General features: G+C 35.2%; 20 protein-coding genes. 11 read left to right on the forward strand and 9 right to left on the reverse strand.

Going from position 1 to position 22,811, the window contains the following annotated elements:
* Nucleotides 1-301 precede the first annotated feature (301 nt).
* The 8 genes from F7888_RS20090 to dnaA all read right to left on the reverse strand — a co-directional run bounded on the left by F7888_RS20090 (nt 302) and on the right by dnaA (nt 10,640).
* Nucleotides 302-1,375 carry an HD-GYP domain-containing protein gene (locus F7888_RS20090; protein WP_191782771.1) on the reverse strand — a complete coding sequence of 358 codons (1,074 nt, stop codon included), beginning with the start codon at nt 1,373-1,375 and terminating at the stop codon, nt 302-304.
* An 83-nt stretch (nt 1,376-1,458) separates the two neighbouring features.
* Complete coding sequence (gyrA, locus tag F7888_RS20095) at nt 1,459-3,993, reverse strand: DNA gyrase subunit A (RefSeq protein ID WP_191782773.1); 2,535 nt, start codon at nt 3,991-3,993, stop codon at nt 1,459-1,461.
* A gap of 117 nt (nt 3,994-4,110) precedes the next feature.
* Nucleotides 4,111-6,039: a DNA topoisomerase (ATP-hydrolyzing) subunit B gene (gyrB, locus tag F7888_RS20100; protein WP_191782775.1), complete on the reverse strand. Its 1,929-nt coding sequence runs from the start codon at nt 6,037-6,039 to the stop codon at nt 4,111-4,113.
* Nucleotides 6,040-6,087: 48 nt separating this feature from the next.
* Nucleotides 6,088-6,363 (reverse strand): extracellular matrix regulator RemB, encoded by a 276-nt coding sequence (gene remB / locus F7888_RS20105; protein ID WP_191782777.1) that lies wholly within the window; start codon nt 6,361-6,363, stop codon nt 6,088-6,090.
* A gap of 12 nt (nt 6,364-6,375) precedes the next feature.
* Nucleotides 6,376-7,494: a DNA replication/repair protein RecF gene (recF, locus tag F7888_RS20110; protein WP_191782779.1), complete on the reverse strand. Its 1,119-nt coding sequence runs from the start codon at nt 7,492-7,494 to the stop codon at nt 6,376-6,378.
* Nucleotides 7,495-7,622: 128 nt separating this feature from the next.
* Nucleotides 7,623-7,838 carry a S4 domain-containing protein YaaA gene (gene yaaA, locus F7888_RS20115; RefSeq protein WP_191782781.1) on the reverse strand — a complete coding sequence of 72 codons (216 nt, stop codon included), beginning with the start codon at nt 7,836-7,838 and terminating at the stop codon, nt 7,623-7,625.
* Nucleotides 7,839-7,941: 103 nt separating this feature from the next.
* A complete protein-coding gene (gene dnaN / locus F7888_RS20120) occupies nt 7,942-9,078 on the reverse strand; it encodes a DNA polymerase III subunit beta (RefSeq protein ID WP_191782784.1) in 1,137 nt (378 codons plus the stop codon).
* 215 nt (nt 9,079-9,293) lie between these two features.
* The gene (gene dnaA, locus F7888_RS20125) at nt 9,294-10,640 is read right to left on the reverse strand and encodes a chromosomal replication initiator protein DnaA (protein ID WP_191782785.1); all 1,347 of its coding nucleotides are present in this window, start codon (nt 10,638-10,640) and stop codon (nt 9,294-9,296) included.
* Between the two features lie 679 nt (nt 10,641-11,319).
* On the opposite strand from dnaA, the gene rpmH reads away from it, so the two are divergent.
* The 11 genes from rpmH to F7888_RS20180 all read left to right on the forward strand — a co-directional run bounded on the left by rpmH (nt 11,320) and on the right by F7888_RS20180 (nt 22,084).
* Nucleotides 11,320-11,454: a 50S ribosomal protein L34 gene (gene rpmH / locus F7888_RS20130; protein WP_090853918.1), complete on the forward strand. Its 135-nt coding sequence runs from the start codon at nt 11,320-11,322 to the stop codon at nt 11,452-11,454.
* 153 nt (nt 11,455-11,607) lie between these two features.
* On the forward strand, nt 11,608-11,955 hold the full coding sequence (gene rnpA / locus F7888_RS20135) for a ribonuclease P protein component (protein WP_191782787.1): 348 nt from the start codon (nt 11,608-11,610) through the stop codon (nt 11,953-11,955).
* Between the two features lie 188 nt (nt 11,956-12,143).
* A complete protein-coding gene (spoIIIJ, locus tag F7888_RS20140; protein WP_191782789.1) occupies nt 12,144-12,926 on the forward strand; it encodes a YidC family membrane integrase SpoIIIJ in 783 nt (260 codons plus the stop codon).
* Nucleotides 12,923-13,543 carry an RNA-binding cell elongation regulator Jag/EloR gene (gene jag / locus F7888_RS20145; protein WP_191782791.1) on the forward strand — a complete coding sequence of 207 codons (621 nt, stop codon included), beginning with the start codon at nt 12,923-12,925 and terminating at the stop codon, nt 13,541-13,543. Before spoIIIJ ends, jag begins: the two co-directional genes overlap by 4 nt.
* Nucleotides 13,544-13,943: 400 nt before the next feature.
* Nucleotides 13,944-15,329 carry a tRNA uridine-5-carboxymethylaminomethyl(34) synthesis GTPase MnmE gene (gene mnmE / locus F7888_RS20150; protein WP_191782793.1) on the forward strand — a complete coding sequence of 462 codons (1,386 nt, stop codon included), beginning with the start codon at nt 13,944-13,946 and terminating at the stop codon, nt 15,327-15,329.
* 121 nt (nt 15,330-15,450) lie between these two features.
* Nucleotides 15,451-17,340, forward strand: a complete 1,890-nt coding sequence (gene mnmG / locus F7888_RS20155) for a tRNA uridine-5-carboxymethylaminomethyl(34) synthesis enzyme MnmG (RefSeq protein WP_191782794.1) — start codon at nt 15,451-15,453, stop codon at nt 17,338-17,340.
* Nucleotides 17,341-17,361: 21 nt separating this feature from the next.
* Nucleotides 17,362-18,078, forward strand: a complete 717-nt coding sequence (gene rsmG, locus F7888_RS20160; RefSeq protein ID WP_191782796.1) for a 16S rRNA (guanine(527)-N(7))-methyltransferase RsmG — start codon at nt 17,362-17,364, stop codon at nt 18,076-18,078.
* 247 nt (nt 18,079-18,325) lie between these two features.
* Nucleotides 18,326-19,219 carry a nucleoid occlusion protein gene (gene noc, locus F7888_RS20165; RefSeq protein WP_191782798.1) on the forward strand — a complete coding sequence of 298 codons (894 nt, stop codon included), beginning with the start codon at nt 18,326-18,328 and terminating at the stop codon, nt 19,217-19,219.
* 500 nt (nt 19,220-19,719) lie between these two features.
* Entirely contained in the window at nt 19,720-20,481 is a 762-nt protein-coding gene (locus tag F7888_RS20170; protein WP_191782800.1) for a ParA family protein, read from the forward strand.
* Nucleotides 20,474-21,331, forward strand: coding sequence for a ParB/RepB/Spo0J family partition protein (locus F7888_RS20175; RefSeq protein ID WP_191782802.1), 858 nt, complete (start codon nt 20,474-20,476; stop codon nt 21,329-21,331). The genes F7888_RS20170 and F7888_RS20175 overlap by 8 nt, the downstream gene beginning before the upstream one ends.
* Before the next feature lie 18 nt (nt 21,332-21,349).
* Nucleotides 21,350-22,084: a DUF554 domain-containing protein gene (locus tag F7888_RS20180; RefSeq protein WP_191782804.1), complete on the forward strand. Its 735-nt coding sequence runs from the start codon at nt 21,350-21,352 to the stop codon at nt 22,082-22,084.
* Between the two features lie 75 nt (nt 22,085-22,159).
* On the opposite strand, the gene yyaC is transcribed toward F7888_RS20180, so the two are convergent.
* The gene (gene yyaC / locus F7888_RS20185; protein ID WP_191782806.1) at nt 22,160-22,786 is read right to left on the reverse strand and encodes a spore protease YyaC; all 627 of its coding nucleotides are present in this window, start codon (nt 22,784-22,786) and stop codon (nt 22,160-22,162) included.
* Nucleotides 22,787-22,811 lie beyond the last annotated feature (25 nt).

Here is a 22,811-nt window from a genome sequence, read left to right on the forward strand (position 1 = left end):
GTTCATCCTGAGCCAGGATCAAACTCTCCAAAAAGAGTATTGATTGCTCAATAATTTGTTACTTGATAAAACGTTGACGCTTGTTTATTGTGTTCAGTTTTCAAAGAACTTTTAATGTCGTCTCGTTGAAGCGACTTTATTAATATACCATGTAACCCATTCGTTCGTCAACACTTTTTTATCAAAATGTTTTGTTATGAAAATTGCTGACTCGAAATAGTATACCAGATTATATCATTACTTATCAAGTGAAAAATTAAAAAAGAGAGAATAGAATTTATCTTTCTCTCATTACTAATTATTAATTAATAATTCGTTCTATATGTAGATCTTTCCTTTTCAATAATTGAATGTAACTACCATTAATATCAACCATTGGTCTTGTCGGGTATCGATCATCAATAAAGATTACTTTAGCTATTTGGTTATTTGACAGAATTACTTCAGTTCCAATTGATAGTTTAGCAACCTCATGAGTTAATAAATTGACCAATTGAACATCAAATTTCCCAAATAAATCTTGAGCTATCTCTTCAATGACAACAAAGGGTGATTTCTTCTGACGATAAGCTTTATCACAACACATCGCGTGATATACATCCGCAAGAGCAACAATCTTTCCAAACGGATGAAGCTGTTCTCCAGAGATTTTTAGAAAATAGCCTGAACCATCTATTCTTTCATGATGTTGAAGTACGGCTAGCTTCGCACTTTCTTTTAAGAGTGATAATTTTTCTAACATTTTATAACTTAACACTGGGTGTTGTTTTAATTCATTGTACTCAGCAGAAGATAAATTTCCTCCATTATGAAGAATTTTTGGATCAATTTTAGCCATACCACAGTCAGCCAAAAAGCCCGCAATAGCTAATTGATTATAATCACCTTGCTTATAGTGTAATTTCTTTCCTAGATAAGCGGAAATAATTCCAACTGAAACAGAATGATGATACATATAATCCTCTGGTGTTGAATAACGATGTAAATCAAAAATTTGATGGGGTTCTTTAAAAGCAATCTCAATTAAAGGTACAATGAGAGACCGAATTTTGCTTATATCAATAGGTACACCAGCTTGCCAATTTGAAAAAAGTAATTTATATTCCTTAACTGTATTTATGTAAACCTCATAAAACGAACTATTATCAAGCTTTTTCACATCAGTCGGATCCTCAACCACTTCTTCAGGTAAAAAGGGAAGTCCAGATTCAAGAAATGGTTCAACATAGACATCTCGAATTAAAAAAGCTTTTAATACTTGAAGAGTTTGAGCTGATAATACGGTACTTGATTGAATGATAGGTTTATTGGAGAGCGAAGTTACACTCTCTTTTAGAATACATCCCTCTACTAATTGGTTTATCTTTACTCTCATATGTCATACTACCCCTTTGAAGACCTTTAGTTATAGGACTATTTTACCAAAAAAAGGAACACTATTAAAGTGTTCCTTCATGATTATTCATTCTCTTTATCATTTTCTTCTAATTCTACATTTTCTACTGTTTCTTCTGAGGTAATAATATTTCCTTCTTCGTCCGTTACATCTTCATCATGCTCTTCTTCTTTTTGTACTTTCGCAACCGTCGCAACAAATTCATTTTCCCCAAGGCGAATAAGTTTGACACCTTGTGTGTTACGGCCTAGCTGTGAAATATCCTCAACTGCCATACGAATAAGGACACCAGCACCTGTAATTAACATTAAATCATTTTCAGTAGCTGTTACAGCTTTTACCGCAACAACTTCTCCATTGTTTTCTGTTATTTTCGATGTGATTAATCCTTTACCACCACGGCTTTGTACACGGTACTCACTCTCAGGTGTTCGTTTTCCATAACCCTTCTTCGTTACGATTAATACGTCGACACCTTCTTCAAGTATTTCCATTCCAACAACTTCATCACTGTCGTCTAATGTAATACCCTTAACACCCGCTGCTGTTCGACCCATTGATCTAACATCAGTTTCGTGGAATCGAATTAACATCCCATTTTGTGTACCAATAATAATATCCTTCGTGCCATCAGTTAATTTCACAGAAATTAATTCATCATTATCACGTAAGCCTACGGCAATTAGACCGCTTGTACGAATATTAGCAAATGATGATAATGGAGAACGTTTAGAAATCCCTTGCTTCGTTGTAAAGAACAAGAACCAGTCATCAGCAAATTCAGATACAGGGATTATTGCATTTACCCATTCATCCTTATCGATCTCAAGTAAATTAATAATTGGAATCCCTTTTGCTGTTCTGCTGTATTCCGGAATTTCGTAACCCTTCGAACGATATACTTTCCCTTTATTTGTAAAGAATAGAATGGTATCATGCGTTGAAGTAGTTAATAGGTGTTCAACGAAGTCATCTTCGTTTGTCCCCATTCCCTGAATTCCACGTCCACCTCTTTTTTGACTACGATAAGTGGAAACTGGTAATCGTTTAATGTAGCCATTATGAGTGAGTGTTACGACAATGTTTTCTTGCGGAATAAGATCCTCGTCTTCAATCAACTCAAGACCACCTGCAACAATTTCAGTACGACGAACATCATTGAATCGCTCTTTCACTTCTAGTAGCTCTTCTCTAATGATCTCAAGTACCTTTTCTTCATCAGCTAGAATTGCTCTTAATTCAGCAATTAACTGAACAAGTCCTTGATATTCTTCTTCAATCTTTTCACGCTCTAAGCCTGTTAATCTTTGAAGTCTCATATCTAAAATTGCTTGAGCTTGTTTTTCAGATAATCCAAATCTAGTCATTAAGCCTTCTCTAGCAATTTCAGTTGTTTGAGAAGCTCGGATTAATGCAATTACTTCATCCAAATGATCAAGAGCAATACGTAATCCTTCTAGAATGTGGGCTCTTGCTTCTGCTTTACGAAGTTCAAAAGCAGTTCTACGTTTAATAACAACCTTTTGATGCTCAAGATAATGATATAGACATTGTTTAAGATTAAGTACTTTAGGTTGTCCATCTACTAAAGCTAATAGATTTATCCCGAAGCTCGTTTGAAGAGCAGTTTGCTTATAAAGGTTATTTAATAAGACATTTGCATTAGCATCTTTACGGACCTCCATTACGATACGCATACCGTTTCGGTCAGACTCGTCACGTAAATCTGTAATGCCATCTATCTTCTTATCTCTTACTAATTCAGCAATCTTCTCAATTAATTTAGCTTTATTTACTTGGTATGGAAGTTCGTTAACAATGATAACTTCTTTCCCATTGCTTTTTTCTTCAATTTCTATCTTCGCTCGTAAAATAATCGAACCTCTACCGGTTTCATATGCTTTACGTATCCCACTTCTACCTAATAATAGACCAGCAGTTGGGAAATCCGGTCCAGGGATTAGTTCCATTAATTCTGGGATTGTAATATCTGGATTTTTACTTAATGCAAGAACTCCGTCAATTACTTCTCCTAGCTGATGTGGTGGAATATTTGTCGCCATTCCAACAGCAATTCCCGCAGCTCCATTAACTAAGAGATTAGGGAAACGTGATGGAAGAACAATTGGTTCTCTTTCAGAACCATCATAGTTATCTTGATAATCAATTGTGTCTTTATTAATATCACGGATAAGCTCCATTGATATTTTTGACATACGAGCTTCCGTATAACGCATCGCCGCTGCTGCATCTCCATCGACAGATCCGAAGTTTCCGTGTCCATCAACTAGCATATAGCGATAGTTAAAGTCCTGAGCCATACGAACCATTGTGTCATAAACAGCAGAGTCTCCATGTGGATGGTACTTACCGATTACTTCACCAACAATACGTGCTGACTTCTTGTAAGCTTTATCGGAAGTCATTCCTAAATCATTCATTGCATATAGAATACGACGATGTACGGGCTTAAGTCCGTCTCTTACATCAGGAAGTGCTCTGGCAACGATAACACTCATTGCGTAATCTAAGAATGACGCCTTCATTTCTTGACTTATATTAATTTCAGTAACTTGAGAACCTTGTGTCTCAGACATTCAAAAACCTCCCTAACTAGGGTCAAAAGATATGAATCTATATTTGCTAAATCATGTATCTGCATGATGTAACTAAGGGGATCCCCTTAGCTCAACTGCATAAAACAAACGTTTCTTTTAAATATCTAAATTCTTAACGTAACTTGCATTTTCTTCAATAAAGTTACGTCTTGGCTCAACTTTATCTCCCATTAACATTTCAAAGGTTTCATCTGCTTCAATCGCATCTCTTAAGCTAACTTGAAGCATTGAACGTCCTTCAGGATTCATTGTTGTTTCCCAAAGCTGTTCTGGATTCATCTCTCCAAGACCCTTATAACGCTGAATACCAGGCTTAGGTTGGCTAGGTAACTCCTGCAGTGCTGTTTCAAGTTGACGATCATTATAAGCATATTGAATTTTTTTCCCTTGTTGAATCTTATAAAGAGGTGGTTGAGCAATATACACATAACCACTTTCAATAATTTGACGCATATAACGATAAAAGAATGTTAACAATAGTGTACGAATATGTGCACCATCGACATCCGCATCCGTCATAATCACAACTTTATGATAACGTGCTTTAGAAATATCAAAGTCATCTCCGATTCCGGTTCCTAAAGCCGTAATCATCGCACGAATTTCATTATTAGATAAAATCTTATCAAGGCGTGCTTTTTCTACGTTAATAATTTTTCCTCTAAGTGGTAAAATTGCTTGGAAATGACGATCTCGACCTTGTTTAGCTGATCCTCCAGCTGAATCACCCTCAACAATATAAATTTCACTTATTGCAGGATCTTTAGACGAACAGTCAGCTAATTTCCCAGGTAAGCTTGACACTTCTAGTGCGCTTTTACGTCGAGTCAATTCACGGGCCTTTTTCGCTGCAAGTCTTGCACGAGATGCCATGACACCTTTTTCAACAATTTTCTTAGCCACTGAAGGATTTTCTAATAAAAACATTTCAAACTTCTCTGAGAAAACAGATTCAGTTACCGTACGTGCTTCACTGTTTCCAAGCTTTGTTTTTGTTTGTCCTTCAAATTGTGGATCAGGGTGTTTAACAGAAATAATAGCAGTCAAACCTTCACGAACATCATCACCAGTAAGGTTGGAATCATTTTCTTTGAAAATATGATGCTTTCTAGCATAGTCATTAATTATTCTTGTCAATGCTGTTTTGAAGCCAAACTCATGTGTTCCACCTTCATGAGTATGAATATTATTAGCAAATGAATAGAGATTACTTGTATAGCTATCATTGTACTGTAGAGCAATCTCAACAGAGATCCCTTCGCGCTCACCCTCTACAAAGACTGGTTCCTCATGGATGACTTCTCTTGAGCGATTTAAATGCTCAACATAAGACTTAATCCCGCCTTCGTAATGGTATTCCTTACGTTTATTTTCTTCACGCTTATCTTCAATTGTAATTTTGACACCACGTGTTAAGAATGCGAGCTCACGTAAACGATTTGCTAAAATATCAAATTCATATACTAATGTTTCAGTAAAAATTTCACCATCTGGAACAAAATGAATCGTTGTTCCTGTTTTATCTGTTTCACCAATTACTTCTAAATCAGCAGCTGGAACACCACGTTCAAATTTTTGATAGTGGATTTTTCCATCACGATGGACATAAACCTCAAGGATTGTTGACAATGCATTAACAACTGACGCACCAACACCGTGTAGACCACCAGAAACTTTGTATCCACCACCATCAAATTTTCCACCTGCATGAAGGACCGTTAAGATAACTTCTACAGCAGGACGTCCCATTTTTTCATGAATACCAACAGGAATCCCACGTCCATTATCTGTAACCGTGATGCTATTATCTGCTTCGATTACGACATTTACTTCGTCACAATGTCCCGCTAATGCTTCATCGATACTGTTATCGACAATCTCCCATACTAAATGGTGAAGTCCTTTTGAGCTTGTTGAACCTATATACATCCCTGGACGTTTTCTTACGGCTTCTAAGCCTTCAAGAACTTGAATCTGATTTTCATCATACGCTTGTTGATTTACATTGGTTTGATCTAACGCCATAAATATCACCTACATTCTTTATTGACAAAGCTATGAAACAACTAATGATTATGCCTTCGTAACTTCTTCTTCAACCACTGATTCGATATCTAAAGGAAGCTGTGAACGTTTCTTTAATGTGCTTGAAGATAATGGAGAAAAATAAATCTTTTCAACAGTCACCACTACTGATTTATAGTCAACTGCCGTTAATTCAACAATTGGTTGTGCCTGTTTTTCCAAGAATTCACTTATAATAGAGGAAGATTTAACTAATTGACGGTCAAGTATAGCCACTACATCTTTGGAATGAATAATGACATTCTCTCCTATGTGAATGAACATACATGTTTCACCTCATTTAAGCTTTGTCATTTCACCTTCTGTTACGTTATAAGTTGCTGCTTGCTTCAATGTTTCATGATTAATTCCTTCTACACTTGTGGTTGTCACAAACGTTTGGACCTTGCCTTGAATTGTATTCAAGAGATGTGATTGTCTATAATCATCTAACTCTGAGAGCACATCATCAAGTAACAAGATTGGATATTCACCAATTTCAGACTGAATTAACTCAATTTCCGCTAGTTTCAATGAGAGGGCGGTCGTTCGTTGTTGCCCTTGTGAACCAAAGGTTTGAACATCTCTTCCATTCACAAAAAACGATAAATCGTCTCTATGAGGTCCAGCTAGGGTAACTCCACGTTCAATTTCCCGTTCTCTTATTTTAGCAAACTTCTCTTCATATACTTCTATCATTTTCGACAATTCAATACCTTCTGATACATCAACTGAAGGGTTATATTGAATTTTTAATGATTCTAGCCCTCTACTGATTCCATGATGAATCGGTTCAGCCCAATCCTGTAAGAGTTTCAAAAACTCATATCGCTTAATAACAATTTTTGAAGCTACTTCAATTAATTGAAAAGTAAGTACATCAAGCATCGTTTTATCATGTTGTTTTTTTGTTTGGAGCTGCTTTAAATAATGATTTCGCTGTTGAAGAATTTTGTTAAATTGATTTAGATCATGTAAATAAACAGCTGATACCTGCCCAATTTCCATATCAATAAATCTTCTACGGATCCCTGGACTGCCTTTTACTAGATTTAAATCTTCTGGAGCAAACATAACGATATTCATGCTCCCTATATATTGACTAAGTCTTGGTTGTTCTAAATGATTACTTTTCGCTTTTTTACCTTTTTTGGAAATGACTAGCTGTAACGATAGAGGTCCATTTCGTTTTTGAAGCCTACCCTCTATTTTACCATACTCTTCGTCCCAGCGAATAAGATCTTTATCATTTGATGTACGATGTGATTTTGCCATGGCTAATACATAGATTGATTCCATCACATTCGTTTTACCTTGGGCGTTTTCACCCAATATTACATTCACTTTATTTTCAAACTGCATCTCAAGATTAGAATAATTACGGTAATTCTTTAACTTGATATCTTCAATAAACAAAGGGATTCACCCACTTTTTTGGAAATCTTGGAATATCCAAGACGAAAGGCAAATGATACTCGTCATGGAGGAAGAGTAAATTTGCCTTAAGTACATAATTCTATCATACCTTATTTCTAAATGAGAAATTAGGATTTAATAATAAACGATCCAAACTCTGGAATTTCCACAATGTCATTAGGAACTAACTTTTTACCTCGTCGGTTTTCAAATTCACCATTCACGAAAATTTCATGTTCACTTAAAAACCATTTAGCCATTCCACCTGTTGAAATCACATCAGCTAATTTTAAAAATTGCCCTAATGTTATATAGTCTGTGGAAATTTGAATTTCTTTTGACAAAAGAATTCACCATCTTTCTTTATTTTACTAAAAAAATGAAAAAGAGAAAAGAAAGCTACCAGGTTTCTTTCCCTAGTAGCATAAACTAAAGTTACATCACAAATTAAAATGTTCGAACTGGAAGAATCAGTTGAAGAATAGACTCATCATGGAGTGTACGAATTAAAAATGGTCTCATTGCTCCGGTAAAACTTACACGAATTTCTGATCCTTCAAGTGCTTTTAATGCATCTAACATATATTTTGCACTAAATGATATTTTCAATTCTTCGCCTTCAATTGACTCTGTTTGAACTTCTTCAACTACTTTACCAATTTCAGGAGAGGTTGAGGAAACTTCAATCACATTGTCTGGATTTGTAGAAAGCTTTACAACATTATTTCGACCTTCTTTTGCAAGTAAAGAGGCGCGATCAATTGATTGTAAGAACAGTTTTGTTGAAACAATGACCTCTGTCTTACTTTCATTAGGAATTAATCGAGAGGTATCAGGGTAATTCCCATCTAGTAAACGAGAGTAGAATAGTAAGTGCTTTGTTTTGAATAATACTTGGTTCTCTGTAATAACGATATCAACCAATTCAGTATTATCATCTAGAATTTTACTAAGTTCATTTAAACTTTTCCCTGGAATAACGACATTGTACGTATCTTGTACTGCTGTTTCGATCATAGCTTTTCTTAAAGCTAGTCGATGACTATCTGTTGCAATACAGGTTAATTCGCCATTTTCCACCTTCCAGTTTACACCTGTCAAGATGGGTCTAGTTTCAGAAGTAGAAACAGCAAACACTGTTTGTCGAATCATGTTTTTTAATAAATCAGTTGAGATTTTTATCACATTATTTTCTTCAATTTGAGGTAATTGTGGATATTCATTAGCATCTAAACCATTTAAATTAAATTCCGCACGTCCTGAGCGAATAATTGTTAATAATTGGTTTTCAACTTCAATTTCCACTGAATCACTAGGTAATTTTTTAACAATTTCACTAAAGAAACGAGCTTGAAGAACAATACTACCAGGTTGTTTGATCTCAACAATCTCACTTCCATCTTCTTCTGCAGGAATGAAGGATTCAATCGAAATATCAGAATCACTTCCTGTTAAAGTAACACCCTCTCTAGTCGCAACAATTTTAATCCCAGTAAGAATTGGAATTGTTGTTCTGGATGATACAGCCTTCATCACGTCTTGAACACTTTGAACAAGATTGTCTTTTTGTATGATAAATTTCATGATTAATCCTCCTATTAAAAAAGCTCAGATTCATGCCAATTTTTCTAAGCATATATAGTTATTTAAAAGAATAAAAGATAGTAGAAGTAATAGTAGGGCCTGTTAGTATGTGGATAAGTTAGATTTCTTAAAGGAAAGACAGCCTATCCACATGTGGACAGACTGTGTATAACAGACAGTAAGTTATCAACACTATTAAGGTTCTACTTTTTTAGTTAACTCTTTAGTAGTGAATGTATTTCTTTAAGTTGGTTTTGCAATTGTGAGTCTGTTTGCAATAATTTCGAGATTTTCTCATGAGCATGAATGACTGTCGTATGATCTCGACCACCGAACTCTTCTCCAATCTTTGGAAGGGAGAAATCTGTCAATTCACGTGCTAGATACATGGCAATTTGGCGAGGAAAAGCAACAGATTTTGTTCGCTTTTTCGCCTTGAAATCTTCTAACTTCACACTATAATGTTGTCCAACAGTTTTTTGAATATCAAAGATAGTGATGACCTTTGGTTTTGAACTCGGAATAATATCTTTTAATGCTTCTGCCGCTAAATCAGCATTGATATCTTTATTGATTAAGGACGAATAAGCGACAACTCTTATAAGTGCACCCTCAAGCTCACGAATATTTGTGTCGATTTGATTCGCAATATATAGCATCACTTCATTTGGGATATCTAATCCTTCAGCTTTTGCCTTTTTTCTCAGAATGGCAATTCTTGTTTCCAAATCTGGAGGAGTGATATCAGTGATTAGTCCCCATTCAAAGCGGGATCTTAAACGATCCTCAAGTGTTGGTATTTCTTTTGGTGGACGATCACTTGAAATGACAATTTGTTTGCTTTCCTCATGAAGCGTATTAAACGTATGGAAAAATTCTTCCTGTGTTTGTTCTTTCCCAGCTAGAAATTGAATATCATCTATTAGTAAGACATCAACACTTCGGTATTTATTCCGAAAATCGACAGCTTTGTTATCACGAATGGAGTTAATAAATTCATTTGTAAATTTCTCAGAGGATAAATAAACAACTTTTGCGCTTGGGTTATGATCTATCACATAATGACCAATTGCATGCATTAAGTGGGTTTTTCCTAATCCAACGCCCCCATATATAAACAGTGGATTATAGGCTTTTGCTGGAGCTTCGGCAACTGCAAGTGAAGCTGCGTGAGCAAAACGGTTACCAGAACCGATAACGAACGTATCAAATGTATATTTTGGGTTTAACATATTTTGCTGCAATTCAATTGGATCATCTTGTTTAAGGATCTTTTTTTCAGGTGCCTTAAATTCAAAATCTTCTTCTAACTGATTTTGAGGAATAATAAATTTAATGCTTAGTTCTTCACCAGTCAGACTATAAATTGTTTCAGCTATTAGATGTAAATATCGAGATTCTAACCAGTCACGGGCAAATTCATTTGGTGCAGTAATTATTAATGTATCGTTTTGAAGTGCATGTGCTTTCGTTGACTTTAGCCATGTTTCAAAACTTGGTTTACTTAATTTTTTCTCAATTTCTTTTAATGCCTTAGACCATAAGTCTGCAATATTCTCCAAATGTATCCCTCCTTTTAAGCAAGATTAGCTGAAATTCTTGTTGTGTTTAAGTTTTGTACAACTATAAAATCAATGAATGCATGCCATTTTATAAATATACATTAGGTATAAAATGTGCATAATATATATTATAGTAGAAAAGCATCTTTTCGACAGAATTCACATATTGTGGACAAATTGTTATAAACATCTTTGGAAAAGTGTCCACATTTTATCCACAGGTTGTGGATAATGAAAAATAGGACAAGAAGTTATGAAGAGTGAAAACACAAATATGATATCAAATATTCCCTTGTAAATCAATGGTTTTTAATAAGTTATCCACAATTACTATCCCTTGTGGAAAAAAGATTTCCACAATACTATATAATGTGTGAAGGCTGTCGATAACTTTTGGAAAAGGAGATTTTTGTCGGAAAAAGTTGTCCACAGTCTGAGGGGGGATAAATTAATTTGAAGAACATGTCCTTTGAAGAAACCTTTGTATAGGAGAAACTTACTTATATAATAATATGTTATTACCTCACAATTTATGTTTGATTCTGGGGCTGATCTGAGGTTGTTTTTAGTGTATCCAAAATATAGCACCTAAATAAGGTTGACATTTTACTATGATTTTCTCTATAATTATCTAGACTGTCTTTGAATGATTGTAAATTCCCAAGGGGGGTGTCATATAATGAAAAGAACGTATCAACCAAATAATCGTAAACACAGCAAAGTACATGGTTTCCGTAAGCGCATGAGCACAAAAAATGGACGTCAAGTTCTAGCTCGTCGTCGTCGTAAAGGAAGAAAAGTATTATCAGCATAGACCACTGAAATGTCAGTGGTCTTTTTTCTAGTTTTAAGACAATATGAAAAACAATTATTTTCTTTCATATAAAGGTTTATATAAATCGAGGATATGACTATACTGAAAATAAAATGCGAACTTAAGATGTTACGAAATGTTGGAGTGTTTTTAATGAAAAAGGAATACAGAATAAAAAAGAATAAAGAATTCCAGGATGTATTTCAACATGGGAAATCGACTGCTAACCGTCAATTTGTTGTCTATGTGTTAGAAAAGCAGGATGTAAATCATTTTCGAATTGGTTTATCTGTTAGTAAGAAAATCGGTAATGCAGTTGTTCGGAATCGAATTAAACGATTGATAAGACAGTTCTTTTTAGAACATAAGGATGTTGTAGATCAGCATAAAGATTATGTAATTATCGCTAGAAAACCTGTAGCTGAAATGGATTATGTTGAGGTAAAGGGTAGCTTGCAGCATGTCTTAAAAAGAGCAAAAGTTCTATCAAGGTCGAGATAATTTAGAATGTTCACTTTTTCCACGTAAGAAACCAATGCTATTTTTCATAAATATGATAAAATAGATGTGATATATTTTCATTTTGGGGTCAAAAAATAAATATATACTAATGTATAGTAGAAACATGAATGATCCAGTGAAAATTAGAAAAGCAATACCTACAATACTTACATTAGGAGGAAATACGGTTGAAAAGGCGAATACTACTATTTGGTACATTAATCGTTCTATTAATGATTATGACGGGATGTACCGAAATAAATGAAGAAATAACAAAAGATAGTGAAGGAATTTGGAATCAATACTTTGTATATCCACTATCTTGGCTAATTACATATGTAGCTGTGAGCTTAGGTGATAATTATGGATTATCAATCATTATTGTTACATTAATTATCCGTCTAGCTATTCTACCTTTAATGATTAAACAAACGAGAAGTTCAAAGGCAATGCAAGCGCTACAACCAGAAATGCAGGCATTAAAAGAAAAATATAGTTCAAAAGATCAGAAAACACAGCAGAAATTACAACAAGAAACGATGCAGCTCTTCCAAAAACATGGGGTTAATCCTCTAGCTGGATGTTTACCTCTAATTGTTCAAATGCCAATCTTAATTGGTTTCTATCATGCAATCATGAGAACAAGAGAAATCGCAGAACATAATTTCCTATGGTTTGATTTAGGTGAAAAGGATCCTTACTTTTTACTTCCTATCATTGCAGGGGTTACAACGTTTATCCAACAGAAAATGATGATGGCTGGAAATGCAAATCAAAATCCACAAATGGCAATGATGTTATGGTTAATGCCAATCATGATCGTGATCTTTGCAATTACCTTCCCAGCTGCTCTTTCATTATACTGGGTAGTAGGTAACTTATTTATGATCGTTCAAACTTACTTTATTAAAGGTCCAGAGCTCAAAGAAGCAGCAGCTGCTGGAAAAGCGGGAGGAGCCAAAAAGAAGTGAAACAAATAACTGCTACAGGGCAATCCGTCGATGAAGCAGTGGAATCAGCTTTAGCTCAGTTAAATACAACAAAAGACCGCACAGAAATCGTAATCATTGATGAAGGAAAAAAGGGGATCTTCGGAATATTTGGTTCAAAGCCAGCTGTTGTGAAGGTAACGTTAAAGCCAGATCCAGTTGAAGAAACCGCAGCTTTTCTTCAGAAAACAGTTGATTCCATGGGTGTTACAGCAACTATTGAAATTAGTAGAAATGGAAAGAATGTTACATTTAATCTTTCTGGTGAAAAATTAGCCATTCTCATCGGAAAACGTGGACAAACATTAAATTCCTTACAATACTTAACGCAATTAGTGATGAATCGTTACTCAAATCAATATCTTAATGTCATGATTGATGCAGAGAATTATCGAGGTCGCAGGGAGGAAACTCTTACTCAGCTTGCCGAGCGATTAGCTGCTAAAGCTGTTCGGACGAGACAAGATGTTCCACTAGAGCCAATGCCATCTTATGAACGTAAAGTGATTCATACAGCTCTTATCAATAATAAAAAAGTGAAGACATTCTCTTCTGGAACTGATCCGAATCGTCACATCGTTATATCACCAAATCGTTAAAGCTAACTCAACTAGAGAGTTAGCTTTTTTTTGTGCTTTTTTTAAATCTCCCACTGTCCTCCTCAGGTGGAATTGTAGGTCATATGTCCTAAACCTTATTCTTTTCTATTATAAATCCGTAACGACTCCAGCATGAAAGGCTTCGCTGTAATTAAAAATATTGTTATTCACATGTGGATAAGTTAAAATTGATAACATAAAACAAAAATGAGCGTGAACGTTATCTGTGTGGATAATTAGGTAATAATAGCATTAAAGATGTTATTCACAGCGTTGGTATGTTAAAATGGATTGCTTGTGGAAAAGTAAGCAAAGCCATGTTTAAAACAAGTTGTTAGCTAAAGGCTAAATAGATAGAAGTAAATGTAAGACTGGTAACAAAAGAGGTGAAGGTGAATAGATGGAATTCGATACAATAAGTGCGATCTCAACTCCGATGGGAGAGGGAGCAATCGCAATCGTACGTTTAAGTGGTGAGGAAGCAATTGAAATTGCTGATCGAATATTTATAGCGAAGTCTGGTAAGAGGCTAAGGGAGATGAAGACTCATACGATTCATTATGGGAATATCGTTGATCCTAAGACAGAGGAAGTAGTAGAGGAAGTCATGATTTCCTTAATGAGAGGACCAAAGACGTTTACGAGAGAAGATGTAGTAGAAATCAATTGTCATGGTGGATTGGTTTCAGTCAATCGTGTACTCCAATTAGTGTTAATAAATGGTGCGAGATTAGCAGAGCCTGGTGAGTTTACAAAAAGAGCATTTTTAAATGGAAGAATAGATTTATCACAGGCAGAAGCTGTCATGGATTTAATCCGTGCAAAAACAGATCGAGCGATGAATGTAGCTATTGGACAAATGGAAGGTCGCTTATCCAATTTAATTCGAGGTTTACGTCAAGAGCTACTTGAAATCTTAGCACATATCGAAGTGAATATTGATTATCCTGAATACGATGATGTGGAAGAAATGACACATCAATTGTTAGTTCCTAAGGTTCTTAATGTAAAGAAGGAAATTAATACGTTATTACAAACATCAAGTCAGGGGAAAATCTTACGTGAAGGGCTATCAACTGTAATAGTAGGACGTCCGAATGTTGGAAAATCCTCATTACTTAATAGTCTTGTTCATGAAAATAAAGCAATTGTTACTGATATTCCTGGTACAACAAGAGATGTTATTGAAGAATATGTTAATGTTCGTGGTGTTCCTTTAAGACTTGTAGATACTGCTGGTATTAGAGAAACAGAAGATATTGTTGAGCGAATTGGTGTAGAAAAATCTAGAGAAGTTTTAAAAAGTGCCGACCTTATTTTATTAGTTTTAAATAATAATGAAGAACTATCAATAGAAGATGTTCGTATATTTGAAGCAATAGCTGGCATGGATGCGATTATTATTATCAATAAGACGGATTTAGCTACGAAAATTAGTCTTGATCAGGTGAAAGAATTAGCGGGTAATCAGCCGGTTGTTACAACATCCTTGTTACAAGAAGAAGGCATTGAAGAGCTAGAAGAAGCGATTTCATCCCTATTTTTTTCAGGTTCAATTGAAGCTGGTGATTTAACATATGTATCAAACTCTAGACATATCGCACTCTTAAATCAAGCTAATCATGCAATTGATGAGGCCTTACAAGGGATTGATCAGAACCTTCCAATTGATATGGTCCAAATTGATTTAACAAGAACATGGGAATTACTTGGTGAGATTATTGGTGATGCGGTTCATGAAAGTCTGATAAACCAGTTGTTTTCTCAGTTCTGTTTAGGAAAATAAGCATTAGAAATTCATTTTTAAGTATATAGGCTGAACGAATTATCCTTGTCATTCTAAATGGTTTTTGTTAATACGAGTGATGCAAGGTTTACTTTAGCAGCCTGAATAAGGAGGTTCAAATATGAGTTATAAAGCTGGCTCATATGATGTAATCGTGATTGGAGCAGGGCACGCGGGTTGTGAAGCGGGTCTTTCAGCTGCAAGAATGGGTGCTAGCACTCTTATGATTACGATTAATTTAGATATGGTGGCATTTATGCCATGTAACCCTTCGGTCGGTGGACCAGCAAAGGGGATTGTTGTTCGAGAAATCGATGCCTTAGGCGGAGAAATGGGTAAGAATATCGATAAAACCCATATTCAAATGAGAATGTTGAATACTGGGAAAGGTCCAGCTGTCCGCGCTCTACGTGCACAGGCTGATAAATTTTCTTACCAACATGAAATGAAGAAGACCCTTGAAAATCAGGAAAACTTAACACTTTTACAAGGGATGGTTGAGCGCTTAATTGTTGAAGATGGTGTTTGTAAGGGCGTAGTAACACAAACTGGTGCGACCTATGAAGCCAAAACCGTTGTCATTACGACAGGTACCTTCTTAAGAGGCGAGATTATTTTAGGAGAGCTGAAATACTCAAGTGGACCTAATAATCAACAGCCTTCTGTGAGATTATCAGAGCACTTAGAAGAGCTTGGTTTTGATTTAGTTCGTTTTAAGACAGGAACACCTCCACGTGTTCATAGTGATACGATTGACTATAGTAAAACAGAAATTCAACCTGGTGATGATGTTCCAAGAGCATTTTCTTATGAAACAACTAAATTTATCACTGACCAGCTTCCTTGTTGGTTAACTTACACCAGTGAAGAAACCCATCAAATTATTGATCAGAACTTGCATCGTTCACCGATGTACTCTGGTATGATTAAAGGAACTGGACCAAGATATTGTCCATCTATTGAAGACAAAGTAGTTCGTTTTAGTGATAAACCTCGCCATCAAATTTTCTTAGAGCCTGAAGGCAGAAATACACAAGAGGTCTATGTACAAGGGCTTTCCACAAGTCTACCAGAAGAGGTGCAGCACAAAATTCTAGCATCGATTCCAGGACTTGAGAAAGTTCAATTAATGCGCGCAGGCTATGCTATTGAGTATGATGCTATTGTCCCAACACAGCTTTGGCCAACATTAGAAACAAAGAAAATTGCTAATCTATACACTGCTGGCCAAATTAATGGTACTTCTGGTTATGAAGAAGCTGCCGGACAGGGCATGATGGCTGGTATAAATGCTGGTAGACGTGCTCTAGGCAAAGAAGAAGTCATTCTTAGTCGATCAGAAGCTTATATCGGGGTGCTAATTGATGATCTTGTAACGAAAGGGACAAATGAACCATATCGATTACTAACATCACGTGCAGAATACCGTTTATTACTTCGTCATGACAATGCTGATTTAAGATTAACTGAAAAAGGGTATGAAATTGGATTAATTAGTGAAGAAAGATATCGTCAATTCCTAAATAAAAAGCAAGCAGTAGAGGATGAGAAAATCCGCTTAGCTTCTATTATTATTAAACCAACAGAGAAGGTTCAAGAAATTATTAAATCTGTTGGTGGAAGTGAATTAAAAGATGGGATAAAAGGAATTGATCTTCTCAAGAGACCAGAGATGCTCTATCATCATATCCATCAAATGATTCCAGCTGAATCAGAGATTGATGCAGATGTAGCAGAGCAAGTCGAAATTCAAGTGAAATATCAAGGTTATATTGAAAAATCACTTCAGCAGGTTGAAAAGCTGAAAAAAATGGAGAATAAAAAAATTCCTGAAAACATTGATTATGATGCTATTACAGGACTTGCGACCGAAGCAAGACAGAAATTAAAAGAAGTTCGCCCTTTATCAGTTGCACAAGCGTCAAGAATATCTGGAGTTAACCCAGCAGATGTATCAATTCTTCTTGTTTATATTGAACAAGGAAAAATCGCAAGGGTCTCTAATCAATAAGGTGCTACGAAAGGAAGTACGATGGATACATTACTTTTTACAAAAGAACTTGGGGAGAGGGGAATTACTCTTTCTCCACGTCAAATAGAGCAATTTGAGCAATATTTTCATTTGTTAGTTGAGTGGAATGAGAAAATGAATCTCACAGCAATAACGGACAAGCCTGACGTATACTTAAAGCATTTTTTCGATTCTATAACAGCTGCATTTTACTATGATTTTTCTAAGGTGCAAACAGTATGTGATGTAGGTGCAGGAGCGGGATTTCCTAGCATACCTATCAAAATTTGTTTTCCGCATCTCAATATTTCGATTGTTGACTCATTGCAAAAAAGAATAGGATTTTTAAATCATCTTGCAAGTGAACTTTCATTAGAGAACGTGACATTCTATCATGATCGTGCTGAGACATTTGGTCAAAAGCAAGAGGTACGTGAATCCTATGACCTTGTCATGGCCAGAGCCGTTGCTCGATTATCTGTCTTAAGTGAGCTTTGCCTTCCACTGGTAAAAGAAAAGGGTACATTTATTGCTATGAAAGCTGCTTCCGTTCAGGAAGAAATGAATGATGCGAAAAAAGCGATTCACGTTCTAGGAGGAGAAGTGGAGGAAGTACATCATTTCTTACTACCAATTGAGGAAAGTGATCGTAATATCGTCATTATCAATAAAGTTAATAAAACACCTAAGAAATACCCAAGAAAACCTGGCACGCCTAATCGTTCGCCAATTTCTTAATCATACCGTCGCAAATTAACCATTTCTATAGCGAATATAGTATTGTATTTCCTTCTCTATCCTTGTATCCTTATAGTAGGATTTAAAAGAACTAGATTCTATTTTCGAACTAGAGTTTGCCTAGTGGCGAAATGTTTCACGTGAAACATTTCTATGTTAAAAAGTTACAGAAACTCATTACGTTCCAAAATTATATGTTCAATTAGAAGTTGTAAAAACGGGGAGTATCCTAAGGGGTGGTGTAATTATGAAGCATCCATTTTCGCGATTATTTAATCTAAGTGAAAAAGATGAACATATAGATCAGAGCCAATTAGAAATAGAGACAGAGCTTAACTTAGATCTAATAGATAATGAAGAAACTAAAAATGATGAAGTGAAAAATATACCGATTTCAAGTATTGTTCCCAATCGTTTTCAGCCTAGAACATTATTTGCAGAAGACAAAATTAATGAACTAGCTTTAACGATTCGAACACATGGGATTATTCAGCCTATTGTGTTAAGAGAATTTGAGGAAAATCAATATGAAATCATTGCTGGGGAAAGACGTTGGCGTGCAGTACAATCACTTGGGTGGGAAACTATTCCTGCTATTATAAAGAATTTCAATGATACAGAAACAGCTTCTGTTGCTCTTATTGAAAATCTTCAACGTGAGGAATTATCAGCCATTGAAGAAGCGGTTGCGTATGGGAAATTACTTGAACTACATAACTTAACCCAGGAAGCATTGGCTCAAAGACTAGGTAAAGGTCAGTCTACCATTGCAAATAAGTTAAGACTATTAAAGTTGCCTACTGAAGTTCAAGAAGCACTTATGCAAAAAATCATTACTGAAAGACATGCTAGAGCACTTATCCCTTTAAAGCATCCTGAGAAGCAAATTAAGCTCCTACAGGAAGTTATTGAAAGACAATTAAATGTTAAGCAAACAGAAGACCGTGTTGTTAGACTATTAGAACAAGACAAACAGAAGCCTAAGCCTCAAAGAAGAGCATTTAGTAGAGACACAAGAATTGCAATGAATACAATTAGACAGTCATTAACAATGGTTGCTGATAGTGGGGTAACGATTGATTCTGAAGAAGAAGAATTCGAAGAGTACTTTCAGTTTACTATCAAAATCCCAAAGAAATAAATCATCATCTAAGGCTATCCAAAAGGGTATCATATCTCAGAAAACATCTTTTATCATTCCTATCTTTTTATTTAGATGTTGCAGGACATGTCATATTCTTTTTGGATAAGCCTTATTTTGTTTCACGTGAAACATTCCCGGATGATCTCTATGGTCATTAATCCTCTTAAATAATCCACCCTATAGTAAAACACCTAGTGTATCTATTTATTCCTTTCCAAAGATGTAAAACTCCAAGTAATCAATTAAAACTAGCAAAAAAAGAACTATTAATAGGAAGAATGATGCTTTTTATGTTTATTTTTTTAAAAAAAGATTATCACAATCAAAATTCATGATAAAATAGTGAAAGTGAACAATAAATCGTTGTCTGTAAATCTGTTTATGAAGTTCTATTAAAACCATATGATCGTCCTACGTTGAATGAATAGGGTTGAGTTCATAAGGTTATACCATTTTATAGAAAAATTACTATAGCTATATAGAAGGTAGGTGACATCGTGGGTAAAATCATCGCGATTGCAAACCAAAAGGGTGGAGTTGGAAAGACAACTACTTCCGTAAATTTAAGTGCGTGTTTAGCGTATATTGGTAAAAGAGTGTTATTAGTAGACATTGACCCTCAAGGTAATGCAACTAGTGGTACTGGTATAGAGAAAGCTGAAGTCGAACAGTGTATTTATGATGTTTTAGTAGAAGATGTTGAGGTAAAGAATGTTGTCAAACCTACAGCAGTCGAAAATTTATCAATTATACCTGCTACGATTCAATTAGCGGGTGCTGAGATTGAATTAGTACCAACTATTTCTCGTGAAGTGCGTTTAAAAAGAGCTCTTGAAGCCGTCAAGGAAAATTATGATTATATCATTATTGATTGTCCACCTTCATTAGGGTTACTTACAATCAATGCTTTGACAGCATCTGATGCCGTATTAATTCCAGTTCAGTGTGAATATTATGCGTTAGAAGGATTAAGTCAGCTTTTAAATACGGTTCGCCTCGTTCAAAAGCACTTAAATACTGAATTGATGATTGAAGGAGTCCTTTTAACAATGCTTGATGCAAGAACAAACTTAGGCATTCAAGTTATTGATGAAGTGAAGAAATATTTCCAAGACAAAGTATATAAAACGATTATTCCAAGAAATATTCGCTTAAGTGAAGCGCCGAGTCACGGTGAACCAATTATCATCTATGATCCAAAGTCTAGAGGAGCAGAAGTGTATTTAGATCTTGCGAAGGAAGTGGATGGAAATGGCTAAAGGTTTAGGAAAAGGAATTAATGCTTTGTTTACCAATATAGAAGTTGGTAGAGAAGAGGTTGTCCAAGAGATAAAAATCAGTGAAATACGTCCTAACCCTTATCAACCAAGAAAAACATTTCAACCAGAGGCAATAGAAGAATTAAAAGAGTCGATTCTCGCTCACGGAATATTACAACCTATTATCGTTAGAAAGAGTATAAAAGGGTTTGAAATTGTTGTAGGTGAAAGAAGATATCGTGCAGCAAAACAAGCAAAATTATCATCTATTCCTGCTGTTGTGAGAGATTTGTCAGAACAGCAAATGATGGAATTGGCTCTTTTAGAGAATCTACAAAGAGAAGACCTTAATCCAATTGAAGAGGCGATAGCATATCAATCTCTTATAGATCACCTAAAGCTAACACAGGAACAATTAGCACAACGATTAGGGAAGAGTAGACCTCATATTGCTAATCATCTTCGTCTTCTAACATTACCTTCTAATGTTCAACAGTTAATCTCCGATGGGAAAATCTCCATGGGACATGGAAGAACTCTATTAGGATTGAAAAAGAAAGACAAACTAAAGCCTTTAATTGATAAAGTGATCAAGGAACAATTAAATGTTCGTCAATTAGAAGATTTAATTCATCAGCTAAATCAAAATGTTCCACGTGAAACAGTCAAACAAGTACCGAAAAAAGATGTGTTTATTAGAGAAAGAGAAAATCTATTAAGAGAGAGATTTGGTACATCTGTTACGATTAAGCAAAATAAGAAAAAAGGAAAGATAGAAATAGAATTCTTTTCAAAAGAAGATCTAGAAAGAATTTTAGAGATGCTAGATTCTCAAGATGCTTCGCTCTAGTGTTAGGGGATATGATCGGTGGTATTACTAGGAACAATTGTTAATGGTTTATGTATTATTCTGGGAACCTTATTGGGTAAACTCCTTAACAGGATCCCAGAACAGATTAAACAAACCGTGATGCAAGGTATCGGTTTGGCAGTTATCATTTTAGGGATACAAATGGGGTTGAAAAGTGAGCAATTTTTAATTGTTATCTTTAGTTTAGTATTTGGTGCGATTCTAGGTGAATACTGGGCACTTGATGATAAATTAAATAAGTTGGGCCAGTGGATTGAAACTAAGGTTGGTAGAAAAGGAAAAGATTCTATTGCTAAAGGCTTTGTAACTGGAACATTAATATTCGTTATAGGAGCAATGGCGATTATAGGTGCATTAGATAGTGGGTTAAGACAAGATCACCGAGTGCTCTATACGAAGTCAATTCTTGACGGTTTTACTAGTTTAATTTTAGCTACAACCCTTGGAATAGGAGTTCTATTCTCTGCAATACCTGTAATTGTATATCAAGGTTCAATTGCACTTTTTGCAACTCAAATTGAAAAATGGGTACCACAAGCTCTAATGGACTCGTTTATTGTCGAAATGACTGCAACGGGTGGCATTATGATTCTAGCTATTGGGTTAAATTTAATAGGTTTAACAAAAATTAAGGTAGCAAATTTTTTACCAAGTATCCTTATCACTACAATATTAGTAACAATTATCTACTTTTGGACAGATGTGGTTCAATTTGTCCAAGGGATTTATTAATTAAATGAAGTTGTCCTTTAAATAGTGATTGATTCATCAACTCTGATGACACACTTTTTGAGGGCAACTTTTTTGTTATATTGATTTCTTTGGTTTTAGTATAGTTTGTTGCTCTTTAGTTAGAACTTGTTTTCGATCATGGAGAAGATCAGCATGCAGGATACTTTTTACAATCGTATCTGACATCTTCATAACCAAACTTAGACGTGTATTTTGTAGAACCAAAAACTCCATAAATCCACTTACATTCACAATCCCTGTAATATGCATATTTCCTACTGGTGTTAATGTCTTATTTACACCTGCTCCTGGTTTCACAGGACCATTCGCTACAGAAATGATTCCCACACTTTTTAATCGCCCTAAACAGGCATCTATCCCAATGATAAAAGGGTCCTTGTATGTTTGATGTATCCAATTCATTTGATCTTCTAAATTAACTGCATGTATAGGATCGTCCAACGTGCCATATACATGGAATTGAGACAACCTTTTTTCTGATAATTTAGTGCCAACAAGTGGGCCTAAGGAGTCACCAGTTGATCGATCTGTTCCTATGCAGATAATGATGATTGGTTGATTAGTAGAAGGGAGCATGGATGAAATTTGTCTAGCAATAAGTGTTTGGGCATCTTCAAGATCATATGGAAAGCGGGTATTTTCACCTTTTATAGATTCAAAAAGATTTTGTTTTAGATTCATAGGTTTCACCCCTTTTTAATAGTAG

Source organism: Litchfieldia stipae, from assembly GCF_014837155.1.
Taxonomy (GTDB): Bacteria; Bacillota; Bacilli; order Bacillales; family Bacillaceae_L; genus Litchfieldia.

What these genes read in the sequence shown, in the direction of transcription:
- F7888_RS20090 (WP_191782771.1), bottom strand. Translation starts at nt 1,375, where the DNA reads ATGAGAGTAAAGATAAACCAATTAGTAGAGGGATGTATTCTAAAAGAG.
- gyrA (WP_191782773.1), bottom strand. Translation starts at nt 3,993, where the DNA reads ATGTCTGAGACACAAGGTTCTCAAGTTACTGAAATTAATATAAGTCAA.
- gyrB (WP_191782775.1), bottom strand. Translation starts at nt 6,039, where the DNA reads ATGGCGTTAGATCAAACCAATGTAAATCAACAAGCGTATGATGAAAAT.
- remB (WP_191782777.1), bottom strand. Translation starts at nt 6,363, where the DNA reads ATGTTCATTCACATAGGAGAGAATGTCATTATTCATTCCAAAGATGTA.
- dnaN (WP_191782784.1), bottom strand. Translation starts at nt 9,078, where the DNA reads ATGAAATTTATCATACAAAAAGACAATCTTGTTCAAAGTGTTCAAGAC.
- rpmH (WP_090853918.1), top strand. Translation starts at nt 11,320, where the DNA reads ATGAAAAGAACGTATCAACCAAATAATCGTAAACACAGCAAAGTACAT.
- rnpA (WP_191782787.1), top strand. Translation starts at nt 11,608, where the DNA reads ATGAAAAAGGAATACAGAATAAAAAAGAATAAAGAATTCCAGGATGTA.
- mnmE (WP_191782793.1), top strand. Translation starts at nt 13,944, where the DNA reads ATGGAATTCGATACAATAAGTGCGATCTCAACTCCGATGGGAGAGGGA.
- mnmG (WP_191782794.1), top strand. Translation starts at nt 15,451, where the DNA reads ATGAGTTATAAAGCTGGCTCATATGATGTAATCGTGATTGGAGCAGGG.
- rsmG (WP_191782796.1), top strand. Translation starts at nt 17,362, where the DNA reads ATGGATACATTACTTTTTACAAAAGAACTTGGGGAGAGGGGAATTACT.
- noc (WP_191782798.1), top strand. Translation starts at nt 18,326, where the DNA reads ATGAAGCATCCATTTTCGCGATTATTTAATCTAAGTGAAAAAGATGAA.
- F7888_RS20175 (WP_191782802.1), top strand. Translation starts at nt 20,474, where the DNA reads ATGGCTAAAGGTTTAGGAAAAGGAATTAATGCTTTGTTTACCAATATA.
- yyaC (WP_191782806.1), bottom strand. Translation starts at nt 22,786, where the DNA reads ATGAATCTAAAACAAAATCTTTTTGAATCTATAAAAGGTGAAAATACC.